This is a genomic window from Halalkalibacterium halodurans (assembly GCF_004376175.1).
GTDB lineage: Bacteria > Bacillota > Bacilli > Bacillales > Bacillaceae_D > Halalkalibacterium > Halalkalibacterium halodurans.
Map to the genome: position 1 here is coordinate 18236 of NZ_SNUY01000030.1, position 18622 is coordinate 36857.

Genomic DNA, 18622 nt, shown 5'->3' on the forward strand with positions numbered 1-18622 from the left:
AGTGTATCGAGCACTGAAAGACTTGAAAGGCTTTTAAAAACCATAAGATTCTAGACAGAGGAGAACCATAAATTCATAAATTCGCTTACACTCATGAGGATGGAAAATACTCCTCCCACAAAAGGTTGACACAATCGATTTTGACCATCAACTTGACAACGTCCGTCTAGTTATACGTATACACAAAAAGGGTACCTTCTGATAAAGTTAATTGTTAATTTATTTATTTCCCTTCATAAACAAGGAGTGTACAACTCTCCACCTGAGCTGTCCACGGGAACATATCCACGGGTTGAATGTTTTTCACTTTGTAACCTGATCGCTGCAACTGTTCTACGTCCTTCGCTAAGGTGGACGGGTTACAGGATACATAGACGATCCGTTTCGGTTTTGTTTGCTTGATCGTTTTCAGCAATTGGTCGTCACAGCCTGTTCGGGGTGGGTCGACAACGATGACATCAGGAATCCAACCAGATCGAACCCAAGCGGGGATGATTTTCTCGGCTTTTCCAACCTCGTATTGAACGTTTGTTATCCCTTGCCTTTTTGCATTTTCTTTAGCATCTTCAATGGCTTCAGCAATGACGTCCATGCCGCGAACTTCTTTTGCTTGATTAGCTAACCATAAGCCGATCGTACCGACTCCACAATAGGCATCAATTACTTTTTCCTTTCCTGTTAGCGCGGCGGCTCGCTTCACTTCGTTGTAGAGCTTAACCGTTTGCTTCGGATTTAGTTGAAAAAAGGCCCGTGCCGATAAAGAAAAGGAAATGTCGCCGAGCGTTTCCTCGATCGTTTCTTCACCGAACAAGGAAATCGTTTCGTCGCCCATAATCAAGGATGTTTTTTTCGGATTGATGTTCTGCTGTAACGATTTAACATGAGGAAGGCGCCTTTTAATTTCTTCAACAAGCAAATTCTTCTTGGGGAAATCCTTTTTTGTTGTCACAAGAATTACTTGCAATTCCCCTGTCTCAAATCCGACCCGACTGACGACCGAGCGTAAAATCCCTGTTCGCTTCCGTTCGTTATACGTAGGGATCTGTAAGTCTTGCACGATTTGTTTTACCGCTTCAGACGCTTCATTCGTTGCATCATGCTGCACGAGGCAACTAGACAGATCCACAAGCTTGTGTGTATTCATCGCATACAATCCTGCTTTCACCTGACCCTTTTCCGTCTTAAGCTGTAATTGACTTTTGTTGCGATACGCCCAAGGATCCTCCATGCCAATCGTTGGCAAAATCGTTAATGTATCTGCTCGTAACGTAGTATGCCGTTCAAAGGCTTGCTTTACGATCTCTCGCTTTTCCTTTAATGTTGCTTCATATGATAAATGCTGTAATTGACAGCCTCCACACTGGTCATAGACAGGACAAGGCGGGCTGATTCGGTCGGGAGACGACTTGCGAATTTTCCGAATAGACGCCTCGGCGAAACGAGGTTTCACATCGGTCACCTCTACAACCACTTCTTCTCCTGGAAGCGCTCCTGGAACAAACACCACATGACGCTTGAAATAGCCAACACCTTCTCCATTTATCCCCAGTCGCTTAATGGTCAAAGGGAACCGCTGTCCTTTTTTTAATACAGCATTTGTCGCTTGTTTCGTCATTTTCCTTCATACCTCTCTTTTTCGCTACGCTTCCATTATAGCATGCCCTGCAAACTTCCTAAACTTACTAGACGGGCGAGCCAATCTTTTTTGCTAGAATAATAATAGTAATAGAGAGATGAGAGGAAGTGTGAGAATGTCGATTCCTACCGACGTCGTGTCATTGCAAATTATGGCCCAAGTGTACCAGAAGAAAGGCTTGCAATCGATTTTTAAGAAAACAGTCGAAAGCCTTGTCGAGCATGTCCCTTACATAGATTGGGCCGGTATCTATATGTATGATCAGCTTGACTATAAGCTTGTGGCTGCCTCTAATTTTGAAGAGGATTTGCGCTGGGATTGCAACGGTGAATTAAAGTTTCCGATCAAAAATAATGAGGACAAAGAGGTCGGTATGCTAATTGTTCGTACACTTCAACCGATTGCCTTTGATGTGACAGATGTGAGTACGCTCGAGACTATTGCAACAGCCATCGGCCAAGAAAGCTACGCTAACTAATTTGAAAAATGTAAAAGAGCTGGAATCCGTCCAGCTCTTTTTCGCTTATAGTGGCTTAAGCTGCTTATCCAGCATGTAATCGTCAAGGCTCTTAAATTCATATCCTTCAGCTCGTGCATCATCAATGACACGTTCGAGCGCTTCGGCATTACCCTTTGAAACGGAATGAAGAAGCATGACGGCACCCGGATGAATTCGTTTCATAATTTGATCGTAAGCATATTGAGCCCCTTTTTGTTTGTCCACTTCCCAATCTTTATAAGCCATCGACCAAAAGACATTCGTATATCCGAGCTTTTCAGATAAAGCTAAGCTTCGTTCACTAAATTCGCCCCTAGGTGGTCGCAAATAGTGCATCTCTTGAATGCCCGTAATTTCAGTGAACTTTCCCTTTACCTTCTCCAATTCTCGCTCTAATCGCTCATCGCTCACATTCGGCAAACTTGGATGATGCCACGAGTGATTGCCGACAATATGACCTTCTCCTACCATTCGCCTGATCAATTCCTGCTCGGTTTCTAAGTAATGCCCCGTCACAAAGAAAGTGGCAGGCACTTGCTTGTCTTTTAGCACATCAAGAATCACTGCCGTATAGCCGTTTTCATAGCCATTATCGAATGTAAGATACAGCTCTTTCCTTGAAGTGTCACCGATAAAAAAGCCACCATATTTGTCGAGCAATTCGATGTAATGGGACTCCGTTGTTGCAGGTTCGTTGTTCCGTGACGGCTTAAAGCTCCAGTTGTACGTTTTGTTACTATAGGCCTCAACAGACGGCTTCCACACAATAAAAAAACAAACGATGCAAAAGATGAGCGCTAAAATGATTCGTTTCGTCATACGCTGTACTCCCTTTCCGATTTGTCGTTAGTGTGAGAGCACAGATTGACGATTATGCCTTCCTTTTTTAAGCAAAAACTGCAGCACCATACAGGCACCGCAGTTATCGATTAAAAGACCTTTTCTGCAAATTGTTCGAGCTTTTCAAGTGATGATTTATCGACATCTTCGTGAAGACTGTTTCCATGAGAATCCATCGTCACAATCGCTGCGAACCCTTCCACTTCTAAGTGCCACATCGCTTCAGGAATTCCAAATTCCATTAAGTCGACACCCTTCACTTTCTTAATACAGTCCGCATAATATTGAGCAGCGCCGCCAATCGCATTCAAATACACACCGCCATGCTCCTGTAAGGCTTTCAATGTTTTTGGTCCCATGCCACCTTTTCCAATGACTGCACGAATGCCGAATTTTTTCATAATGTCTCCTTGGTACGGCTCTTCACGAATACTTGTCGTTGGACCTGCTGCCTTTACATGCCATTCCCCTGCGTCATCTTGGAGCATGACCGGTCCGCAGTGGTAAATGATTTGTCCGTCCAAGTCGATCGGTGCATCATGATCCATTAAGTGATGGTGGATCGCATCTCGACCGGTGTGAAGCATGCCATTAATAATAACGACATCCCCGACCTTTAATTCCCGAATTTGCTCTTCTGTTACTGGCGCTTCAAGCACAACCTCACGTACTTCCGTTGTCTCAGCGGTTGCAGCGACTTGGCTTGCCACTTCATTTAAGTCGACTCGTTCACCATCTTTGTAGAGCCATTTTTTAATCTCACCGGTTTCCGCGTCTAGCTCGACGCCGAGACGACGAAACGCCCAGCAGTTGTACGCAACAGAGACAAAAAAGCTTGCTGGGAGACGGTTCATCGCCCCGACCTTACAGCCTAAAAGGGTTGCTTCTCCACCAAAGCCCATCGTACCGATCCCAAGTTTATTTGCATTCTCTAATACGTATTCTTCGAGCTTTCGCAAGTCGTCATTCGGATTCACATCATCGACTTTGCGGAACAGCTGCTCCTTCGCAAGGCTATAGCTCGTTGTCCGGTCTCCGCCAATACCAACACCGATAAAACCAGCGCTACAGCCTTGTCCTTGAGCTTGGTATACCGAGTGCATAATGCATTTACGGATTCCGTCAAGGTCACGTCCAGCACGGCCTAAACCTTCTAGTTCAGCAGGTAAGCTATATTGAATGTTTTTGTTTTCACAGCCGCCTCCCTTTAGGATCAAGCGGGCATCAATGTAATCCTCTTCCCATTGTTCAAAATGGATGACCGGCGTTCCTTCTCCAAGGTTGTTGCCACTATTTTTCCCTGTTAGCGAATCAACAGAATTGGGACGAAGCTTTCCATCTTTTGTTGCCTGTTCAATGGCTGCATAGATCGCCTTCTTCATCTCAATTTGGTTGACGCCAACGGGAACCTTTATTTCAAATGTTGGCATTCCAGTATCTTGACAGATTGGAGAGATATTTTCATCGGCCATTTTAATGTTTTCTGTTATGGTCGATAAAGAAAGTGCTGCCCGTGTTCCAGCGTTCTCTTTTGCCTTTGCTTCTGCAATCGCACGGCGCACATCATTCGGTAAATTGGTTGACGTTTCGACGATGAGTTGATACATGCTTTCCTGCAGTTTCTCCATCTTTCATCTCCCTTTCCGCTGCGGGTAGTCCATACAGACTCTATTATACGCCTAGTCAAACGATTACGAAAGATGGAACTGTAAGCGTTTTTCGTCTTCCTTTAATCTACATAATCTCGTTAAAAAATGGAAAACTAACGGTAAAAAAACGAAGGAGGTTGCTATGACTTCTCCATTTGATTCAAAGCGTAGCCTATGGTCTGGTATTTTGTTCGGCCTTGGGCTTGTGGCTTTTTTTGATGAGGCGTTATTTCACCAATTGCTTCATTGGCATCACTTTTACGACAGGTCCACAACCGAAATAGGCTTAATCTCGGACGGCCTCTTCCATGCCTTCAGTTGGTTTGCCACCATTGGGGGGTTGTTTATGTTTGCTGACTTAAAACGAAAAAAAACCTTTCAGCGTAGCTATTGGTGGGGCGGGTTATGGCTTGGGGCTGGACTCTTTCAACTGTATGATGGAACGATCCAACATAAACTTATGCGCATTCACCAAATTCGTTACGTGGAAAATGTCATTGTGTATGACTTCGTTTGGAACGTACTTGCAATAGCAATGGTCATTATCGGGCTTGTGGTACTTTTCCGTGCCAAACGAAAATCCCCCCAAGAAAAGGAGGTCAGTTATGAACGGTAATCATTCGACCCACGTTCATACGTTAGGGCTTGAAGAGCAAATCGTTCTGGCGATCCCCTTTGTCATCGGTCTTGTACTGTACCTGTTGAGTATCGTTCATTCCAACCGTTCCTATTCCTCGTGGCCTTTATACCGGACAAATCTTTGGATCTTGGGTTCCGTCTGTGCCCTACTAGCCGTCTGTGGCCCGATTGCTACTCGCTCCCATACAGACTTCACGCTACATATGGTCGGTCATTTGCTTCTCGGGATGCTGGCTCCCTTATTAATGGTGCTAGCAGCCCCTTTCACGGTCGCGTTTCGTGCCCTTCCTGTACAGCATGCCCGTAAGTTGGCCAAACTTTTAAAAAGCCGCTACATTCAAGTGATTAGTGATCCGATCGTTGCGTCCATCCTCAACATCGGAGGACTGTGGATTCTCTATACAACCCCATTGTATAATGCGATGCATGGGCATCCCTTACTTCATATTGTGATCCACCTTCATGTCTTTTTGGCAGGCTATCTTTTTACAGCTTCGATGATTTCAATTGATCCAATGCCGCACCGTACGAGTTTTACCTATCGCGGGATTGTCCTTGTCCTTGCGTTGGCAGCCCACGGAATTCTTTCTAAGTATATCTACTTCTCGCCTCCAGCCTCTGTTCCACTGAACCAAGCAGAAATGGGCGGAGTGCTTATGTATTATGGTGGAGATGCAGTGGATATTGTCTTGATCTTCGTCTTTTTTATGCAATGGTATAAGGCCGTTCGCCCTCGCACACCATTTGCCCATGAAAGTCTTTAGAAAAGCTCGGTTTATCGCTAGGCCATAATAGAGGAGGCAATCGTTTTTCTTACTCTGAAAATCCCCTTTCCGATTTTCGTCAAGGGGATCGGCTTGTTATAGAAGAGTGTTTGACTTATTGGATAATGTCTCTAAATGATTATTGCGTCCGATGTAGTGGATGAAGAAGCGGTCATCCTCTGTCCACTCGACTCGGGTAATGTTCGTATTGTCAATCCGAAACGGCCGATGGAAATTGTACCATTGTTCGCCAACGACTAGATACATAAGAAAAATACTAATAAATCCACCGTGAGATACGATCGCCACATTTTCACCTCGGTGTTTCATTAACAGCTCCGAGCGGAAATGATTGCATCGTTTCGTTAGCTCTTCTACCGTTTCTGTGCCTTCGATTCCAGAGGTTAGGATCGTAGTTTTTTTCGTCTCTGGATAGTGTTCGTAAATTTCGGCGCGAGTTTTCCCTTGGAACGGTCCGAGATGGACTTCCCGTGCAAGGGCTGTAGCCTCTACAGGTAAACCTTTCACTTGCCCGATGGCTTTCGCTGTCTCATGAGCCCGCGTTAAGTCACTGCTGTAAATGTAGTCAAGGGGGATTGCTTTGAAATAGGACCCGAGTTCTGCTGCCTGTTTTTCGCCTAATGGAGAAAGAGGAAAGTCTTCTGTTCCTTGAATTTTGCCTAGCTTATTCCCCATGGATTCTCCATGTCTAATTAAGTATAAGTTCATGTTCTCACCTATTCTCGCCTGTTCTGAGCAAAAGGCTAAGTATTATGGAAAAAGTGTAGCAGAAAGCTTTTCATTGCTCAATGATTTAGGAAAACCGTTTTAATCCTATGAAAATTTGCTTTCTAAGCCTAGAGGTAAGAAATCAAAACGCATCAGGTTGGTGATAAACATACATGTGAAGAGCATCCTTATGCTTCGTCAACGTATCAACGATGACTGGTAGAGGATTTACATAAATCGTGTGGCCATCTTTCTCTCCTACCTTTTCATCGGGCTTAAAGGCGAGCTGCTCTGTTGTTATAGAAAATTGCGCGTCAACCCCCGGTTTATTTCCTCTTGGATCAAGCCGAATCCAGCGTTGTAATGTTTGACTTATACGGCGTTGAGCCCGTGAAGCGCATACCCTTTTTCAAGTGTATCAAACAACATGAGCCGTTGATAGCAAAAGCCAGTCGGAACCCCTTGGGCGCGAAGCAAAGCTGCTAACAGGTGGCTTTTTGCATAGCAAATTCCTTCCTTTTCCCTAAGTACATCTGAAGCGGCACATGTCACCTTCTGGCTTTGAATGTCCCAAGAGTGGGAAATCTCATCTCGTACAAACAAAAAGGCTTGTTTGATTTTCCCTACTTCATCTAGCTCGTCTAAAGCCAAAGCTGCTATCGTCTTTTGGATCAACCGATGTGAATAATTAATCACCTCTGTTTCCTGCAAATAGTTTTTTAGCTCTGGCTTTTCACAAGATAATTCCATCATCAATCTCCTTCCACTATGAATGTATATTCATAACAACGTATATAAATTCGTTTATCCACCTGTTCTTTGCTTAAGTCTTTTCGATTAGTAGCTTATACGTTATGATGAGATAGATATAGATTGCTTGGTAAAAGGAGTTTTTCATGTGAACACGACCCATGCTGTACCATCGATTACGCCAAACAACGACCCGTGGGAAGCGTATGATGACATAAAAATGTTTGGGAAACCGACATTAACGAATATCGAAGTGACGACAACAACGTTATGCAATATGCGTTGTGAGCATTGTGCCGTCGGCTACACGCTGCAAACGAAAGATCCAGATGCATTACCTCTCGATCTACTTCTCCGCCGCCTTGATGAAATTCCCCATTTACGGGCGTTCAGCATTACAGGTGGTGAGCCGATGCTCTCAAAAAAGTCAGTGGAGTCATACGTCGTGCCCCTTCTCCGTTATGCCCATGAACGAGGTGCTCGGACGCAAATTAACTCCAATCTCACGTTAAATATCGAACGATATGAAAAGATTTTACCGTACCTTGATGTTCTTCATATTTCTCATAACTATGGAAGCATTAACGATTTCACAGATATTGGCTTTGCTGTCATGGAGAGAAAGCCGTCCATCGAACAGCGAGAAGCTCTATTCCATCGCATGGTGGAAAACGCGAAAATGTTGACGCAAGAAGGTGTATTTGTCTCTGCAGAAACGATGATAAACAAACGAACGCTCCCACACCTTGAAAAGATTCATGAACAAATCGTATCCATGGGGTGTCAGCGTCATGAAGTTCACCCGATGTACCCTAGTGATTTTGCGAGCGCCCTTGATGTGGCAAGCCTTGACGAAATTCGCAAAGGGATTCACCGCCTTCTTGATGCTCGTGACAAAAAGACGTGGATGCTGTTCGGTACACTTCCGTTTTATCCGTGCAGTGATCAAGAAGAGGATTTGATGCTTCTCAAACGGCTTTACGGTGAACCAAACGTAACCGTCCGTAACGACCCAGATGGGCGCTCACGACTAAATGTGAACTTGTTTGATGGAAACATTATTGTAACTGACTTTGGGGATACACCTCCCCTTGGTAACATTATGACAACGTCGTTCATCGAAGCGTATGAAAAATGGCAGCATTCTGAAATTAGCAAGGAGTTGAGCTGTCATTGCCCAATGGCAGAGTGCTTAGGGCCGAACATTTTAGTGAAAAACACGTACTATCGCGAAGTAGATTTTCATAAGCGAAAGGCAGTGCTTCATAAGTAAAAAAATGGTGACTCCGTTTTAGGGTCACCATTTTTTAGTTATTGCGGTTTTGTACCAGAAAGGAAAGTAAATGAGAGATGATCTTGAACTGGAATCCAAGCGCCGATGCCTTGCTGAGTAACATTTTTTATTTCTAGCTTCGGTTTTCCTGCTCGGAACGTTAAATAGACCTCACCGTACGTGACCTTTCCTTTTTCATTTGCTGCCGGAACATAGCTATGCAAGTAACCGATGTGCTTCGGCTGGATGTTATACGTTTGCGCTTTCTTCGTTCCTTCCCCAATGATTGTCTCAAAAGCAAGGGGCAGGCCTGTATTTTCCGCAGCTTTGATCATCATCATTTTCATCACTGCGTCACTTTTCGGAATTTGTGCTGTCAAGCCACCAGTGACTTTCTTTTGTTCTTCTTGATTATAAGTTAGAGTTTTAACTGACTTTCCACCACGATTATCTAGCACATTTTTGTTGACACGCTGATATTCCCAATTGACGTGGGTTTCCGATGATTCATAATAGAGGGGCCATTCACCTAAATAAATGGATGCTCGAAACGCAAGAGCAAGCGGCGATGAGCTAAAAGTCGATTCGTTAAACATCCGAATCAACTCTGGGTTTTCGATTGGAACGTCCGTCGAGTCTAAAAGCTGCTGTGCGAGCTCACTTGGCTGAAGACGGGGTAAATCCTGTGCAGGGTTCGGGTACGTATTTTCCTTTGCAATTGTCATCACTGAATCAGGAATTTTTATGCCTTTCTCTTCAGGGGCTTGGTCGTCACTTTCCGCAAGTGCTGGAACGGTTTGCAACGTAAAACAAAGAACAAGAGCAATGAGCAACAAACGCTTCATCTTAATTCCTCCTTGAGTAGATCATGATGATATTTCATATTGTTTTCGTTGCTCCGAAAATTATCCATCCTTTCCGTTACTCGATTTTTTTGTTACGGTGATAGAGAATAAAAGGAATAGGACGTTTCAGGAAGGAGTTCAAGATGAAACAACATCATATGTTAATCATTGGGGCTGGACGGATGGCAGAAGCAATCTTTTCAGGGATCTTAAAACGAGAAGAAAACCCTTTTCATATCACGGTGAGTAATGATAAGGACGTGACCCGGTTAAAAGAGCTAAAAAAGACGTATCCCGTCAAAACAACGACCGATTGGACAGCGATGGCAGAAAAAGCAGATGTCATTTTACTCGCCTGCCCTCCCGCTGCTCACGAGAATGTGCTAAAAAAACTATCTCCTAGTTGCAATGGACAGCTCGTGATAACGGTGGCTGCTGGCATTGGCCCAACGGACTTGGAGACCCACCTTCCGAAAGGAACACCCACTGCATGGATTATGCCAAATACGGCGGCAAGTGTTGGGGAATCAATGTCGATCTACTGTTTCGGTCAACATGTAAAAGAGAGAGACAAACAGCTTATCTCATTTATCCTTGATGCGATCGGTATGTCTGAACAGCTCACCGAATCACAAATTCATCATCTTACTGCCATTACGGGAAGTGCTCCGGCTTTTCTTTACTTTCTCGCTGAAGCATTGGAGCAATCAGCCCAATCCTATGGAGTGGCCCCTGAAAAAGCTCGAGAACTTGTCATTGGTATGATCACAGGAAGTGCCAAGATGCTGAAGGAGTATAAAGATCCAACACAACTTCGTGAACAAGTGACAACCCCTGGGGGAGCTACGGCTGCTGGATTACAATCATTGCTTCATGATGACTTCCAAGGTGCGTTGCAACGAGCGGTGCAAGCGACTAATGGAAGAGCTCAGGCAAGAGCCAACTAGAAACGTCATTAAAATCAATCCACCAAAAACAATCGTCATTTAGCCTTCTTTAAGAACCTTTTTACGCAGAGAAGACGTTTCCCTTTGAGAAACGTCTTTTTCATACTTTCGAATGACCGGTTTTTTGTGCCAATTCTTCGCCAACCTTTCGCCAATTTCCGAGGAAATAATAGCCGGTGGCGATCAGACTGCTCACAACAAAGGCGAACCCCATACCTAAAGCAATCCCTCGCTCCCCAAAAAGATCGGACATCCAATACGTTAGCGGGTATCGTAAGACCCAAAATGAAATGATATTAAGTAAAAGAACGGGGAACATAGCACCCGAAGCACGAACGATTCCATTTAAAACAAAATTAATTCCGAGAAACGGATAAAAGAAGGCAATTGTTTGAATATACATCGCGCCAAAAGCAACGGTCGCGTCATCTCGGACAAAGAGACGAATGAAAAATTGAGCTCCTATAAAAGTAACCAATCCTATGAAAAGTGTGACGGCGATGATCAGCATAACCCCTTGCTTTGCTGTGGCGCGGACTCGCTCCCACTTATTTGCACCAATGTTTTGCCCCGCAATCGTATTAACTGCCGAACCGAGTGTCAACGCTGGAAGCATGATTAAGCTATCGAGGCGCTGGGCTGCACCGAACCCAGCAACCGCCTCCTCTCCAAAGCTTGTCACCACCGATAAAATGGCCGTAACACCTGATGAGATCGTGATCATCGATAGTCCCGCTGGCAAGCCTAGTTTAAAGAGGACGAAAAAATAACGCTTTTCCGGTACATAAGGGATTTGAAACGGGACACCAGCTTTCCGAACGGAATAGATTAAACCATAGATAAAAGCCGTTCCTTGTGACACAATCGTCGCATAAGCCGCTCCGTCAATCCCTAGGTTAAAGCCAGCAATCATTAACGGATCGAGAATGATATTTAAGATTACGGCAATAAAAATGAACCGCACTGGTGAACGGCTATCACCCATCGCACGCAAAACCGTTCCGATAAAATTATATCCAAAGAGAAATAGGATCCCGATAAAATTAATTTTTAAGTATGATTCAGCTAGCGGCAAAATCTCTTCTGGTGTGCCGAGTAGTTGTAAAATCGATGATGCGCTGAAATAGCCGATCAAGCCAAGGAGTATCGCCAGTAGCCCTAAGACAAACACGAACGCATTTAAAGAAGCTTTCAGCCCCGCTTCATCTTTCGCTCCTTGTCGTTGAGAAAGAACCGTTAACGTCGCTCCATTTAAACCAATAATAAACGACAAAACCATAAAAACAACAGTCGCAGAAATGGAGAGCGCCCCCAAAGCACTAGCGCCAAGCAAATTTCCAACCCAAAGACTGTCTGTGATCTGATACGAGGTTTGCAATAAATTGCTTAAGAAAATCGGCCAAGAAAACACCACCATTTTTTTCGTGATGCTTCCTTCCGTAAAGTCAAGCTGCTTGTTATTCATCCTAGGTCCTTTCCAATCTGCCAATGTCTCTTCTTTCATTATAGGATGTCCGATCTGTTAGAAAAAGAAAAAACACTCCATGAAAACAGAGCGCTTATTTCAATTCAAATGTTTCAGTTATACGTATGCTATCTTTTACGGACTGAACAATCGGACAGTTTTTCCACGTCACATGCAAGGCTTTCTTTATCTTTTCTTCAGAAGCATCTACCCCAAACAAGCTAAAATGTAACGCAATGTCTGTCACTTCATTGACCCCTTGTTCGTTTCGCTTAACGTCCGCGGTAATTTTCATATCGTCATAGCTAATCCGCATCTTGTCTAACACTTTTCGCAAGACACCACCACTGCACACAGCAATGGATGACACGAGCAACTGGTACGGCCGAAAACCATACTGTTCATTTCCTGATACTTCTAACGTGCCAAAGTCAAGCTCTGTTATAAAGCTGTTCTCTCTCATTGAAAAATTCATCAAGCTCTCCCTTTCAAAAGTCATTTTTCTTTATTGTATCATGAACGAGCTTTTCTCTTCCGTGTTCATGCGTACTCCCTATGATGGAAATAAAATGGTTCCATCTTTTCGGGAAACGAAGTAAAATAGGTATGTTGATTCTTTGACCGAAAAGGGGATTATACATGACGATTCCAACAAAACAAAATTCTCCGACCTACCGATTATTTGTGTTAATTGTCATGGTCGCTATCGCTGGCTTTGCCCAAGGGATGCTTTTACCCCTTCTTGCCATTATGCTAGAGAAGGCAGGTGTCTCATCGTCACTGAACGGATTGAATGCTGCAGCCCTTTATATCGGCATTTTGCTTGCCTCACCGTTCATCGAAAAACCATTGCGCCGCTATGGCTATAAGCCGATTATTACAATTGGACTCATGGCGATGATTGTTTCTTTATTGGTATTACCGTTATGGCAAGCGTTTTGGTTCTGGTTTGTGTTAAGAATGATCATTGGCATAGCAGATAATATGGTTCATTTTGCCACTCAAGTGTGGATTACGACGACAAGCCCGATGAAGAAGCGCGGCCGTAACATTTCCTTTTATGGGTTCGCCTTCGGTCTCGGATTTGGGCTCGGTCCGTTCATGACAAGACTGCTGCAGATCAATGAATTTTTACCATTTATCCTATCTGCCATTACGAGCTTTGCTGCTTGGCTACTTATTTTGAGACTTCGAAACGAGTATCCAGCCCAAGATGTTGAGACCGGCTCCCAATCAGGGACGTGGACTTGTTATAAAGCAGTCGTTAAGCTAGGTTGGTTCGCCCTTCTCCCAGCGTTTTGCTACGGCTATTTAGAATCTTCCTTACACGGTAACTTCCCGGTATACGGATTACGATCAGGATTAACCGTTGAGCAGGTGTCCATCCTGCTTCCCGCATTTGTCGTTGGTGGATTAATTACGCAAATGCCACTAGGATTTTTAAGTGACAGAATGGGGCGTAAACCGCTTCTTCTTATGGTCCTGTTTTTCGGCGGCGCGACATTTATGTCCATGGTCTATTTGGAGCATACGTTTATTGGACTCTTTCTCTCTTTCGCCCTCGCCGGAGCTTTCGTAGGATCTCTTTATTCACTTGGCGTTATGTATATGGCTGATTTGCTTCCGCCCCACTTATTGCCGACCGGCAACGTAATGATGGCTGTCAGCTTTGGACTAGGCAGTATGATCGGTCCTATGGTCGGAGGAGTCTTTATTGATCTTTTTGAACGGGGAAGTCTTTATTACTCTGTTAGTGGTATTCTTCTGCTCATCTTTTTCCTTGGTATTTGTTTTCGCTCTCATGCACCAATGAAAAACCAACAAAAAGAGGTGGCCCACTCATGACCACCTCTTATGCTCCAACCATCCCAAGTATCATTTATTCAATGAACAATCTGGGGTCGAAACGATTACTATCTTTTGGAGACACCTCATTTCATTGATGTTACGAAGAACATACTAGAAACTTCTTGATCTTCTCCAACGTCATCACCTCAATCGAGACATAGACGAAATCGTTGCTTGCCTATTGTGTTTTGAACATCAACTTGAGTGGATGGAACTGGGCAGCAATGGCTGCCATGATAGTAGCTTGTCCGAATCGTCCTTTCTTATTCATCTTCTTTGATTTTCATTTGCTTCAATTGTTCGGCTGCTTCTTTCGTTGCTTTCACAATTTCCTCAGAGCTTTCTTTCAGGTGATTTGCTGTTTCTGAAATGGTTTTTACATCCTCGGTAATTTCCCGAATCACCGTCGATACATCCTGGGCCGCTCCTCGAATAGAGCTAATGATTTCTTCACGATTCTCTCGGAGAAAAGAAACCGCTTCTGCTGATGAATGTTTAACTTCCTTTGCTCCTTGGACGATTTTCGTTCGCCACTCTTTTCGACTCAAGATGACAGCTAAAGCAACGGTTCCGCCTACTAATAGACCTTTACATAACGTTTTGCACGATGATTTTTTTTCGTATCGTTGCTTTGTTTCCATACGCCATACCTCCTTTACTGTATGAACTTCCTATTCTCCATCTTACCAACTTTTGCAAAGGAGGAAAAGGCACTTTTCATGAATGATCAGTCATTCATTTTAAACAAACAACGTTCTCCTTGTTGCACTTGTTCCACCTGCTCGTTTACCATTAATAACTCTAAGTGACCATAAACTTCAGAAAATGTAAGCTCCGGCTGTCCTTGGTGAACATCTGCAAACAAACGCTCACATAAATCCGTTACAGTCATCGCCTCTCCATTCATCAATTGTAAAATATCCTGGGCTCGTTTTTCGTGGGCAAGCAATCGTTGGTCAACAAGCTCTGCGACATTTTCAATCACCGGACCGTGACCGGGGTAAAGCTTTTTAATCGAAAGTTGCTTAACCTTTCGTAACGTATCGCGATATTGAAGCAAGGACTTTGGCTTTGGCTCTCCTTTTTTTGGTGCTTCAAGCAAAGCATTAGAGGAAACAGAGGCCAATAAAACGTCACCACCAATCGCGACTTGGGCTTTGCGGTGATAAAGGAGAATATGGCTTTGCGCATGACCTGGCGCTTCATAAACAACCCAATCCGGTAAGAATGGAAGTTCATCTCCCTCCCCCACTTCCGTGTCTAGCGTTGTCTCCTTTACAAATCCGAGATAATCCACATACGATTTTTTCACCTGCTTCAAATGCTGATCTGATAAGCCATGTTGCCGATAAAACGGGTAAAAGAAATTAGCATACTCTGCGAAAAACTGTTCATCCTTTTCGAGCCAAGGCCTTAATAACGAGTGACCGATTATGGTTGCCTCTGGCCATCTAAATGTTAAGCCTACATGATCTGGATGGTGGTGGGTTAAAATAATTTGCTTCACATCGTACGGATCGACCCCTATTGACCGAAGCTGTACTGTCAGTTCATCCCATGCTTCCGCCGTGTTAGGACCTGTATCAACAAGAGTTAGCACAGGACCTTCGATTAAATAAAGATGAACGGGACCAACGCGGAAAGGGGTCGGAATGGTTAGCTGATGAATGGATGGTTCCATAGTACTTCCTCCTAACATTTCACGTCTGCATATCTTTACGTAAAAAATAAGGTGCTTAACAAATTTTGTTAAACACCTTTATCATAACATTTAATTATAGGCTTCTGTTAAAAAATGATCGGTTTCTAGAGAATCAAAGCCCTCTTTTTTTGATTGCTTTAACTCCTTGATCTCAACCTTTAAACGCTCAATCATTCTCTCCATGTCATCTAGCTGCTTTTTCTCTGATACTGTCATGGTCTCCCTCTCCTCCTCATTCATTCTCCATGAGCGGTTGTTCAGTTCCTCTCGACAAAGACAATTGTACTTTTTAATTTAAAGTTAAAAATATTCTAACAACAATTCGATGAAAAGTAAATGCCTCTTTCCCCATTTTTATATATTTTTTTAAGAGGACGATTTTGTGAGTAGTATTCACGTATTCTTTTAACGTATTGCTTGAAAAATAAAACAGTTCTCTTATTCGAAATATTGTAACAATTTATTAACAAATACCTATTTTTTGTCGATATAATAAGTACTAAGAAATACTTTGAAAAGGATAGGTGCCGTATGGGTAGAAAACTTTTATCGTTTGAAGAGCTTGTCCTTGAAAACAAGAAAGAGCTTCTGAACGATCCCGAACAACTGTCCAAGATCGAAAAACGTCTCGATGAAAAACAGGCACAAGCGCAGAAAACGATTAAAAAAGCCAATTAGCACAAAAGCAAATCCCTTCGATTTGTTGTCGGAGGGATTTGCTTTTACGTTTTTTTGAGTCTTTTTAAAATGAAACGAAACACGAGCTCACGAATCAAATCGCCTTCATTCCATAAATGGTGCCCACCTCCATCGATTAGAATCCGCTCAGCTGATGGCAATGTTTCAGCCAACCACTTCATGTTTGCTTTCCAATGAACAGTCGTATCTCTCGTCCCTTGTAGAATCGTTACATTTTCAGCTGAACATTTTGCTCTTCTTCTCATATCCTCATGCCACTGTAAATAGGCATCAAACCACGTAAGAGGTATGACTTCATGCTGTAATGGATCTTCCTCGATAGCTTTCATAAACAATGGGTCAGAGGAGTTTGTCCGATAAATTCGTCGAACTTGCTTTCTCCACTTACGAACAAAAGGAAGAAAAAGCTTCCCTATACGATGGGACGGCAGCTTAATTAAAGGGGATGTTAGCACAATCCCTCCTGTTGGCATCTCTTTTAGATTGTTTGTTAACCCATCGAGAACAACCCCGGCCCCTGTCGAATGGGCTATTAAGTGAATACGGTCACTCCCCCACCTTTCGATCATATCCTGAACAAGTTGAAGAAAAATCGTGTTATACTGCCTGAATGATTGAATATGATAGGTTTCCCCTTTCGACAACCCGTGTCCTGGCCAATCAAGCGCCACCACTTCAAATCCCTCGCTAATCAAGCGATTGATCAAGCGAGCAGACGTAAGACTATGATCCATATATCCGTGAAGTAATAAAATGGTGTCATTGTTTTTTTGCAATGGTTCAAAGTGATGAATAAACACTTCCTCGTCGGCCAGTCGATAAAATTGCCCCTGAATCTTCGTATTCCTTGTAGCTATTCCGTAGGCTTCATAATGTTTCATGGGGATTCCTCCAACATCCGCTTCTTTTTCCAACCTCATGCATAGTTTACCAACCTTAGTCAAAAAGTAAAAAAGAACTTCTTCTCCATTTTGAAATAAGAAAGGAAGATGGGAAATGGATTCTGTGCTCCTTGCTCGAATGCTGTTTGGCTCTTCTATGGCTTTTCATATTATTTTTGCCACCCTTGGGGTAGGTATCACCTTTATGATTTTATTAGCTGAGCTCATGCGCTGGCTTCGGAAAGACGAAGACTACGGGCTAATGGCCAAGCGCTGGACGAAAGGAGTCGCCATTTTGCTTGGAGTTGCAATTCCATCCGGTACGATTGTCGGCGTCATGTTGTCTTTATTATGGCCAGGCTTTATGGAAATTGTCGGACAGGTGATCGCTCTTCCGTTCCAAATTGAAATCTTTGCATTCTTTCTCGAAGCATTGTTTCTTTCCATTTATGTTTACGCCGCTGATCGTCTGACTCCTGCGCTTCGCCTGGTCAGTGTTTTTTTTGTTGCCCTTGGAGCGACTGCCTCGGCCGTCCTTATTACGGATGCTCACGCATGGATGAACACCCCACGAGGTTTTACGATAGTCGACGGTGCTGTGACGAATGTCAGACCTTTAGAGGCTGTCTTCAACCCAAGCATCTATGTTACGGCCATGCATGTCGTCGGAACGGCCTATATGACCGGGGCATTTGTCATCGCCTCTGTTGCGGCATATAAGCTGTTCCGTGGCAATCTGTCTGAACGAGAAGCTTCCTATCACCGAAAAGGAATGATGTTTGCCCTTGCCATCGGCTTGATCATGTCGATCTATACGGCAATCAACGGGCATGATACGGCGAAGATGTTACATCAATACCTCCCCGTTAAACTTGCTGCCGCTGAAGGATTGTTTGAAACACAGGACAATGCACCACTCGCCATATTCGGTACACCCGACCCGGAAGCTGGAAGGGTGATAGGAGGGCTTGAAATTCCCGGAATGCTCAGTTGGCTTGCCACTGGAACGACTGATGGCGTCGTAAAAGGATTATACGATTACCCACGAAACGAGTGGCCCCCATTATTTGTCCATACGTTGTTTAACATGATGGTCGGGATTGGATTTAGTTTAATCGGGTTAGCTGTCGCCTGTTGGGGCTTTTGGTTCTTTTTCAAAAGGAAGCCGTTTCCGAAATGGCTATTAGCTGGTCTGATTGCCTCTGGGCCTCTCGCAATGATCGGGATTGAAACCGGATGGATTTTTAGCTGCACAGGCCGTCAGCCATGGACCATTTACGGCATTCAACTAACATCAGAAGCGGCAACACAATCAGGAAATTTAGGGTTTCTCTTCATCCTCTTTATAACCCTTTATGCCGTGTTGCTCGTCATTACTGCTCTCGTCATGCGTTTTTACTTTCACCGCAATCCTGTGTCAAACGAGTGGATGTCGTCTACCACGTAAGGAGAGGTG

At 43.8% G+C, this 18622-nt stretch carries 19 protein-coding genes and 1 pseudogene; 8 read left to right on the plus strand and 12 right to left on the minus strand.

Annotated features, from left to right (window positions below; genetic code table 11):
- Positions 1-223: 223 nt before the first annotated feature.
- The gene (gene rlmD, locus E2L07_RS11135) at positions 224-1615 is read right to left on the minus strand and encodes a 23S rRNA (uracil(1939)-C(5))-methyltransferase RlmD (RefSeq protein ID WP_134229587.1); all 1392 of its coding nucleotides are present in this window, start codon (positions 1613-1615) and stop codon (positions 224-226) included.
- Between the two features lie 136 nt (positions 1616-1751).
- Here rlmD and E2L07_RS11140 point away from each other — a divergent pair, with 136 nt between their 5' ends.
- Complete coding sequence (locus E2L07_RS11140; RefSeq protein ID WP_010897069.1) at positions 1752-2114, plus strand: GAF domain-containing protein; 363 nt, start codon at positions 1752-1754, stop codon at positions 2112-2114.
- 45 nt (positions 2115-2159) lie between these two features.
- On the opposite strand, the gene pdaA is transcribed toward E2L07_RS11140, so the two are convergent.
- Positions 2160-2954 (minus strand): delta-lactam-biosynthetic de-N-acetylase, encoded by a 795-nt coding sequence (pdaA, locus tag E2L07_RS11145; protein ID WP_208402039.1) that lies wholly within the window; start codon positions 2952-2954, stop codon positions 2160-2162.
- Positions 2955-3064: 110 nt separating this feature from the next.
- On the minus strand, positions 3065-4603 hold the full coding sequence (locus tag E2L07_RS11150; protein WP_010897067.1) for a fumarate hydratase: 1539 nt from the start codon (positions 4601-4603) through the stop codon (positions 3065-3067).
- Between the two features lie 163 nt (positions 4604-4766).
- On the opposite strand from E2L07_RS11150, the gene E2L07_RS11155 reads away from it, so the two are divergent.
- Positions 4767-5240 carry a DUF2243 domain-containing protein gene (locus E2L07_RS11155; RefSeq protein ID WP_053432575.1) on the plus strand — a complete coding sequence of 158 codons (474 nt, stop codon included), beginning with the start codon at positions 4767-4769 and terminating at the stop codon, positions 5238-5240.
- Positions 5230-6027, plus strand: coding sequence for a cytochrome c oxidase assembly protein (locus E2L07_RS11160; protein WP_010897065.1), 798 nt, complete (start codon positions 5230-5232; stop codon positions 6025-6027). Before E2L07_RS11155 ends, E2L07_RS11160 begins: the two co-directional genes overlap by 11 nt.
- Before the next feature lie 96 nt (positions 6028-6123).
- Here the strand turns inward: E2L07_RS11160 and E2L07_RS11165 are convergent, their stop codons facing one another.
- Both E2L07_RS11165 and E2L07_RS11170 read right to left on the minus strand, forming a co-directional pair.
- Complete coding sequence (locus tag E2L07_RS11165; protein WP_041820325.1) at positions 6124-6756, minus strand: histidine phosphatase family protein; 633 nt, start codon at positions 6754-6756, stop codon at positions 6124-6126.
- Between the two features lie 142 nt (positions 6757-6898).
- A pseudogene (locus E2L07_RS11170) lies at positions 6899-7506 on the minus strand (transglutaminase-like domain-containing protein).
- Positions 7507-7654: 148 nt separating this feature from the next.
- Between E2L07_RS11170 and yfkAB the strand changes: the two are divergent.
- Entirely contained in the window at positions 7655-8779 is a 1125-nt protein-coding gene (gene yfkAB / locus E2L07_RS11175; RefSeq protein WP_134229588.1) for a radical SAM/CxCxxxxC motif protein YfkAB, read from the plus strand.
- 38 nt (positions 8780-8817) lie between these two features.
- Here the strand turns inward: yfkAB and E2L07_RS11180 are convergent, their stop codons facing one another.
- Positions 8818-9624: a YfkD famly protein gene (locus E2L07_RS11180; RefSeq protein ID WP_053432572.1), complete on the minus strand. Its 807-nt coding sequence runs from the start codon at positions 9622-9624 to the stop codon at positions 8818-8820.
- Positions 9625-9767: 143 nt separating this feature from the next.
- On the opposite strand from E2L07_RS11180, the gene proC reads away from it, so the two are divergent.
- Positions 9768-10571, plus strand: a complete 804-nt coding sequence (proC, locus tag E2L07_RS11185) for a pyrroline-5-carboxylate reductase (protein WP_053432571.1) — start codon at positions 9768-9770, stop codon at positions 10569-10571.
- 100 nt (positions 10572-10671) lie between these two features.
- Here the strand turns inward: proC and E2L07_RS11190 are convergent, their stop codons facing one another.
- Both E2L07_RS11190 and E2L07_RS11195 read right to left on the minus strand, forming a co-directional pair.
- Positions 10672-12036, minus strand: a complete 1365-nt coding sequence (locus tag E2L07_RS11190; RefSeq protein WP_134229589.1) for an MATE family efflux transporter — start codon at positions 12034-12036, stop codon at positions 10672-10674.
- Between the two features lie 94 nt (positions 12037-12130).
- Entirely contained in the window at positions 12131-12511 is a 381-nt protein-coding gene (locus tag E2L07_RS11195) for an OsmC family protein (protein ID WP_010897058.1), read from the minus strand.
- A gap of 164 nt (positions 12512-12675) precedes the next feature.
- Here E2L07_RS11195 and E2L07_RS11200 point away from each other — a divergent pair, with 164 nt between their 5' ends.
- A complete protein-coding gene (locus tag E2L07_RS11200) occupies positions 12676-13881 on the plus strand; it encodes an MFS transporter (RefSeq protein WP_134229590.1) in 1206 nt (401 codons plus the stop codon).
- A gap of 266 nt (positions 13882-14147) precedes the next feature.
- On the opposite strand, the gene E2L07_RS11205 is transcribed toward E2L07_RS11200, so the two are convergent.
- From E2L07_RS11205 to E2L07_RS20805, 3 genes are all read right to left on the minus strand, one after another.
- A complete protein-coding gene (locus E2L07_RS11205; protein WP_010897056.1) occupies positions 14148-14525 on the minus strand; it encodes a methyl-accepting chemotaxis domain-containing protein in 378 nt (125 codons plus the stop codon).
- An 86-nt stretch (positions 14526-14611) separates the two neighbouring features.
- On the minus strand, positions 14612-15565 hold the full coding sequence (locus E2L07_RS11210) for an MBL fold metallo-hydrolase (RefSeq protein WP_134229591.1): 954 nt from the start codon (positions 15563-15565) through the stop codon (positions 14612-14614).
- Positions 15566-15655: 90 nt separating this feature from the next.
- A complete protein-coding gene (locus tag E2L07_RS20805) occupies positions 15656-15802 on the minus strand; it encodes a hypothetical protein (RefSeq protein ID WP_010897054.1) in 147 nt (48 codons plus the stop codon).
- A gap of 315 nt (positions 15803-16117) precedes the next feature.
- Here E2L07_RS20805 and E2L07_RS11215 point away from each other — a divergent pair, with 315 nt between their 5' ends.
- On the plus strand, positions 16118-16264 hold the full coding sequence (locus tag E2L07_RS11215) for an FbpB family small basic protein (protein ID WP_010897053.1): 147 nt from the start codon (positions 16118-16120) through the stop codon (positions 16262-16264).
- Positions 16265-16308: 44 nt separating this feature from the next.
- On the opposite strand, the gene E2L07_RS11220 is transcribed toward E2L07_RS11215, so the two are convergent.
- Entirely contained in the window at positions 16309-17166 is an 858-nt protein-coding gene (locus E2L07_RS11220) for an alpha/beta fold hydrolase (RefSeq protein WP_166740061.1), read from the minus strand.
- A gap of 115 nt (positions 17167-17281) precedes the next feature.
- Between E2L07_RS11220 and E2L07_RS11225 the strand changes: the two genes are divergently transcribed.
- Entirely contained in the window at positions 17282-18613 is a 1332-nt protein-coding gene (locus tag E2L07_RS11225) for a cytochrome ubiquinol oxidase subunit I (protein ID WP_053432568.1), read from the plus strand.
- The last annotated feature ends 9 nt before the right edge of the window (positions 18614-18622 follow it).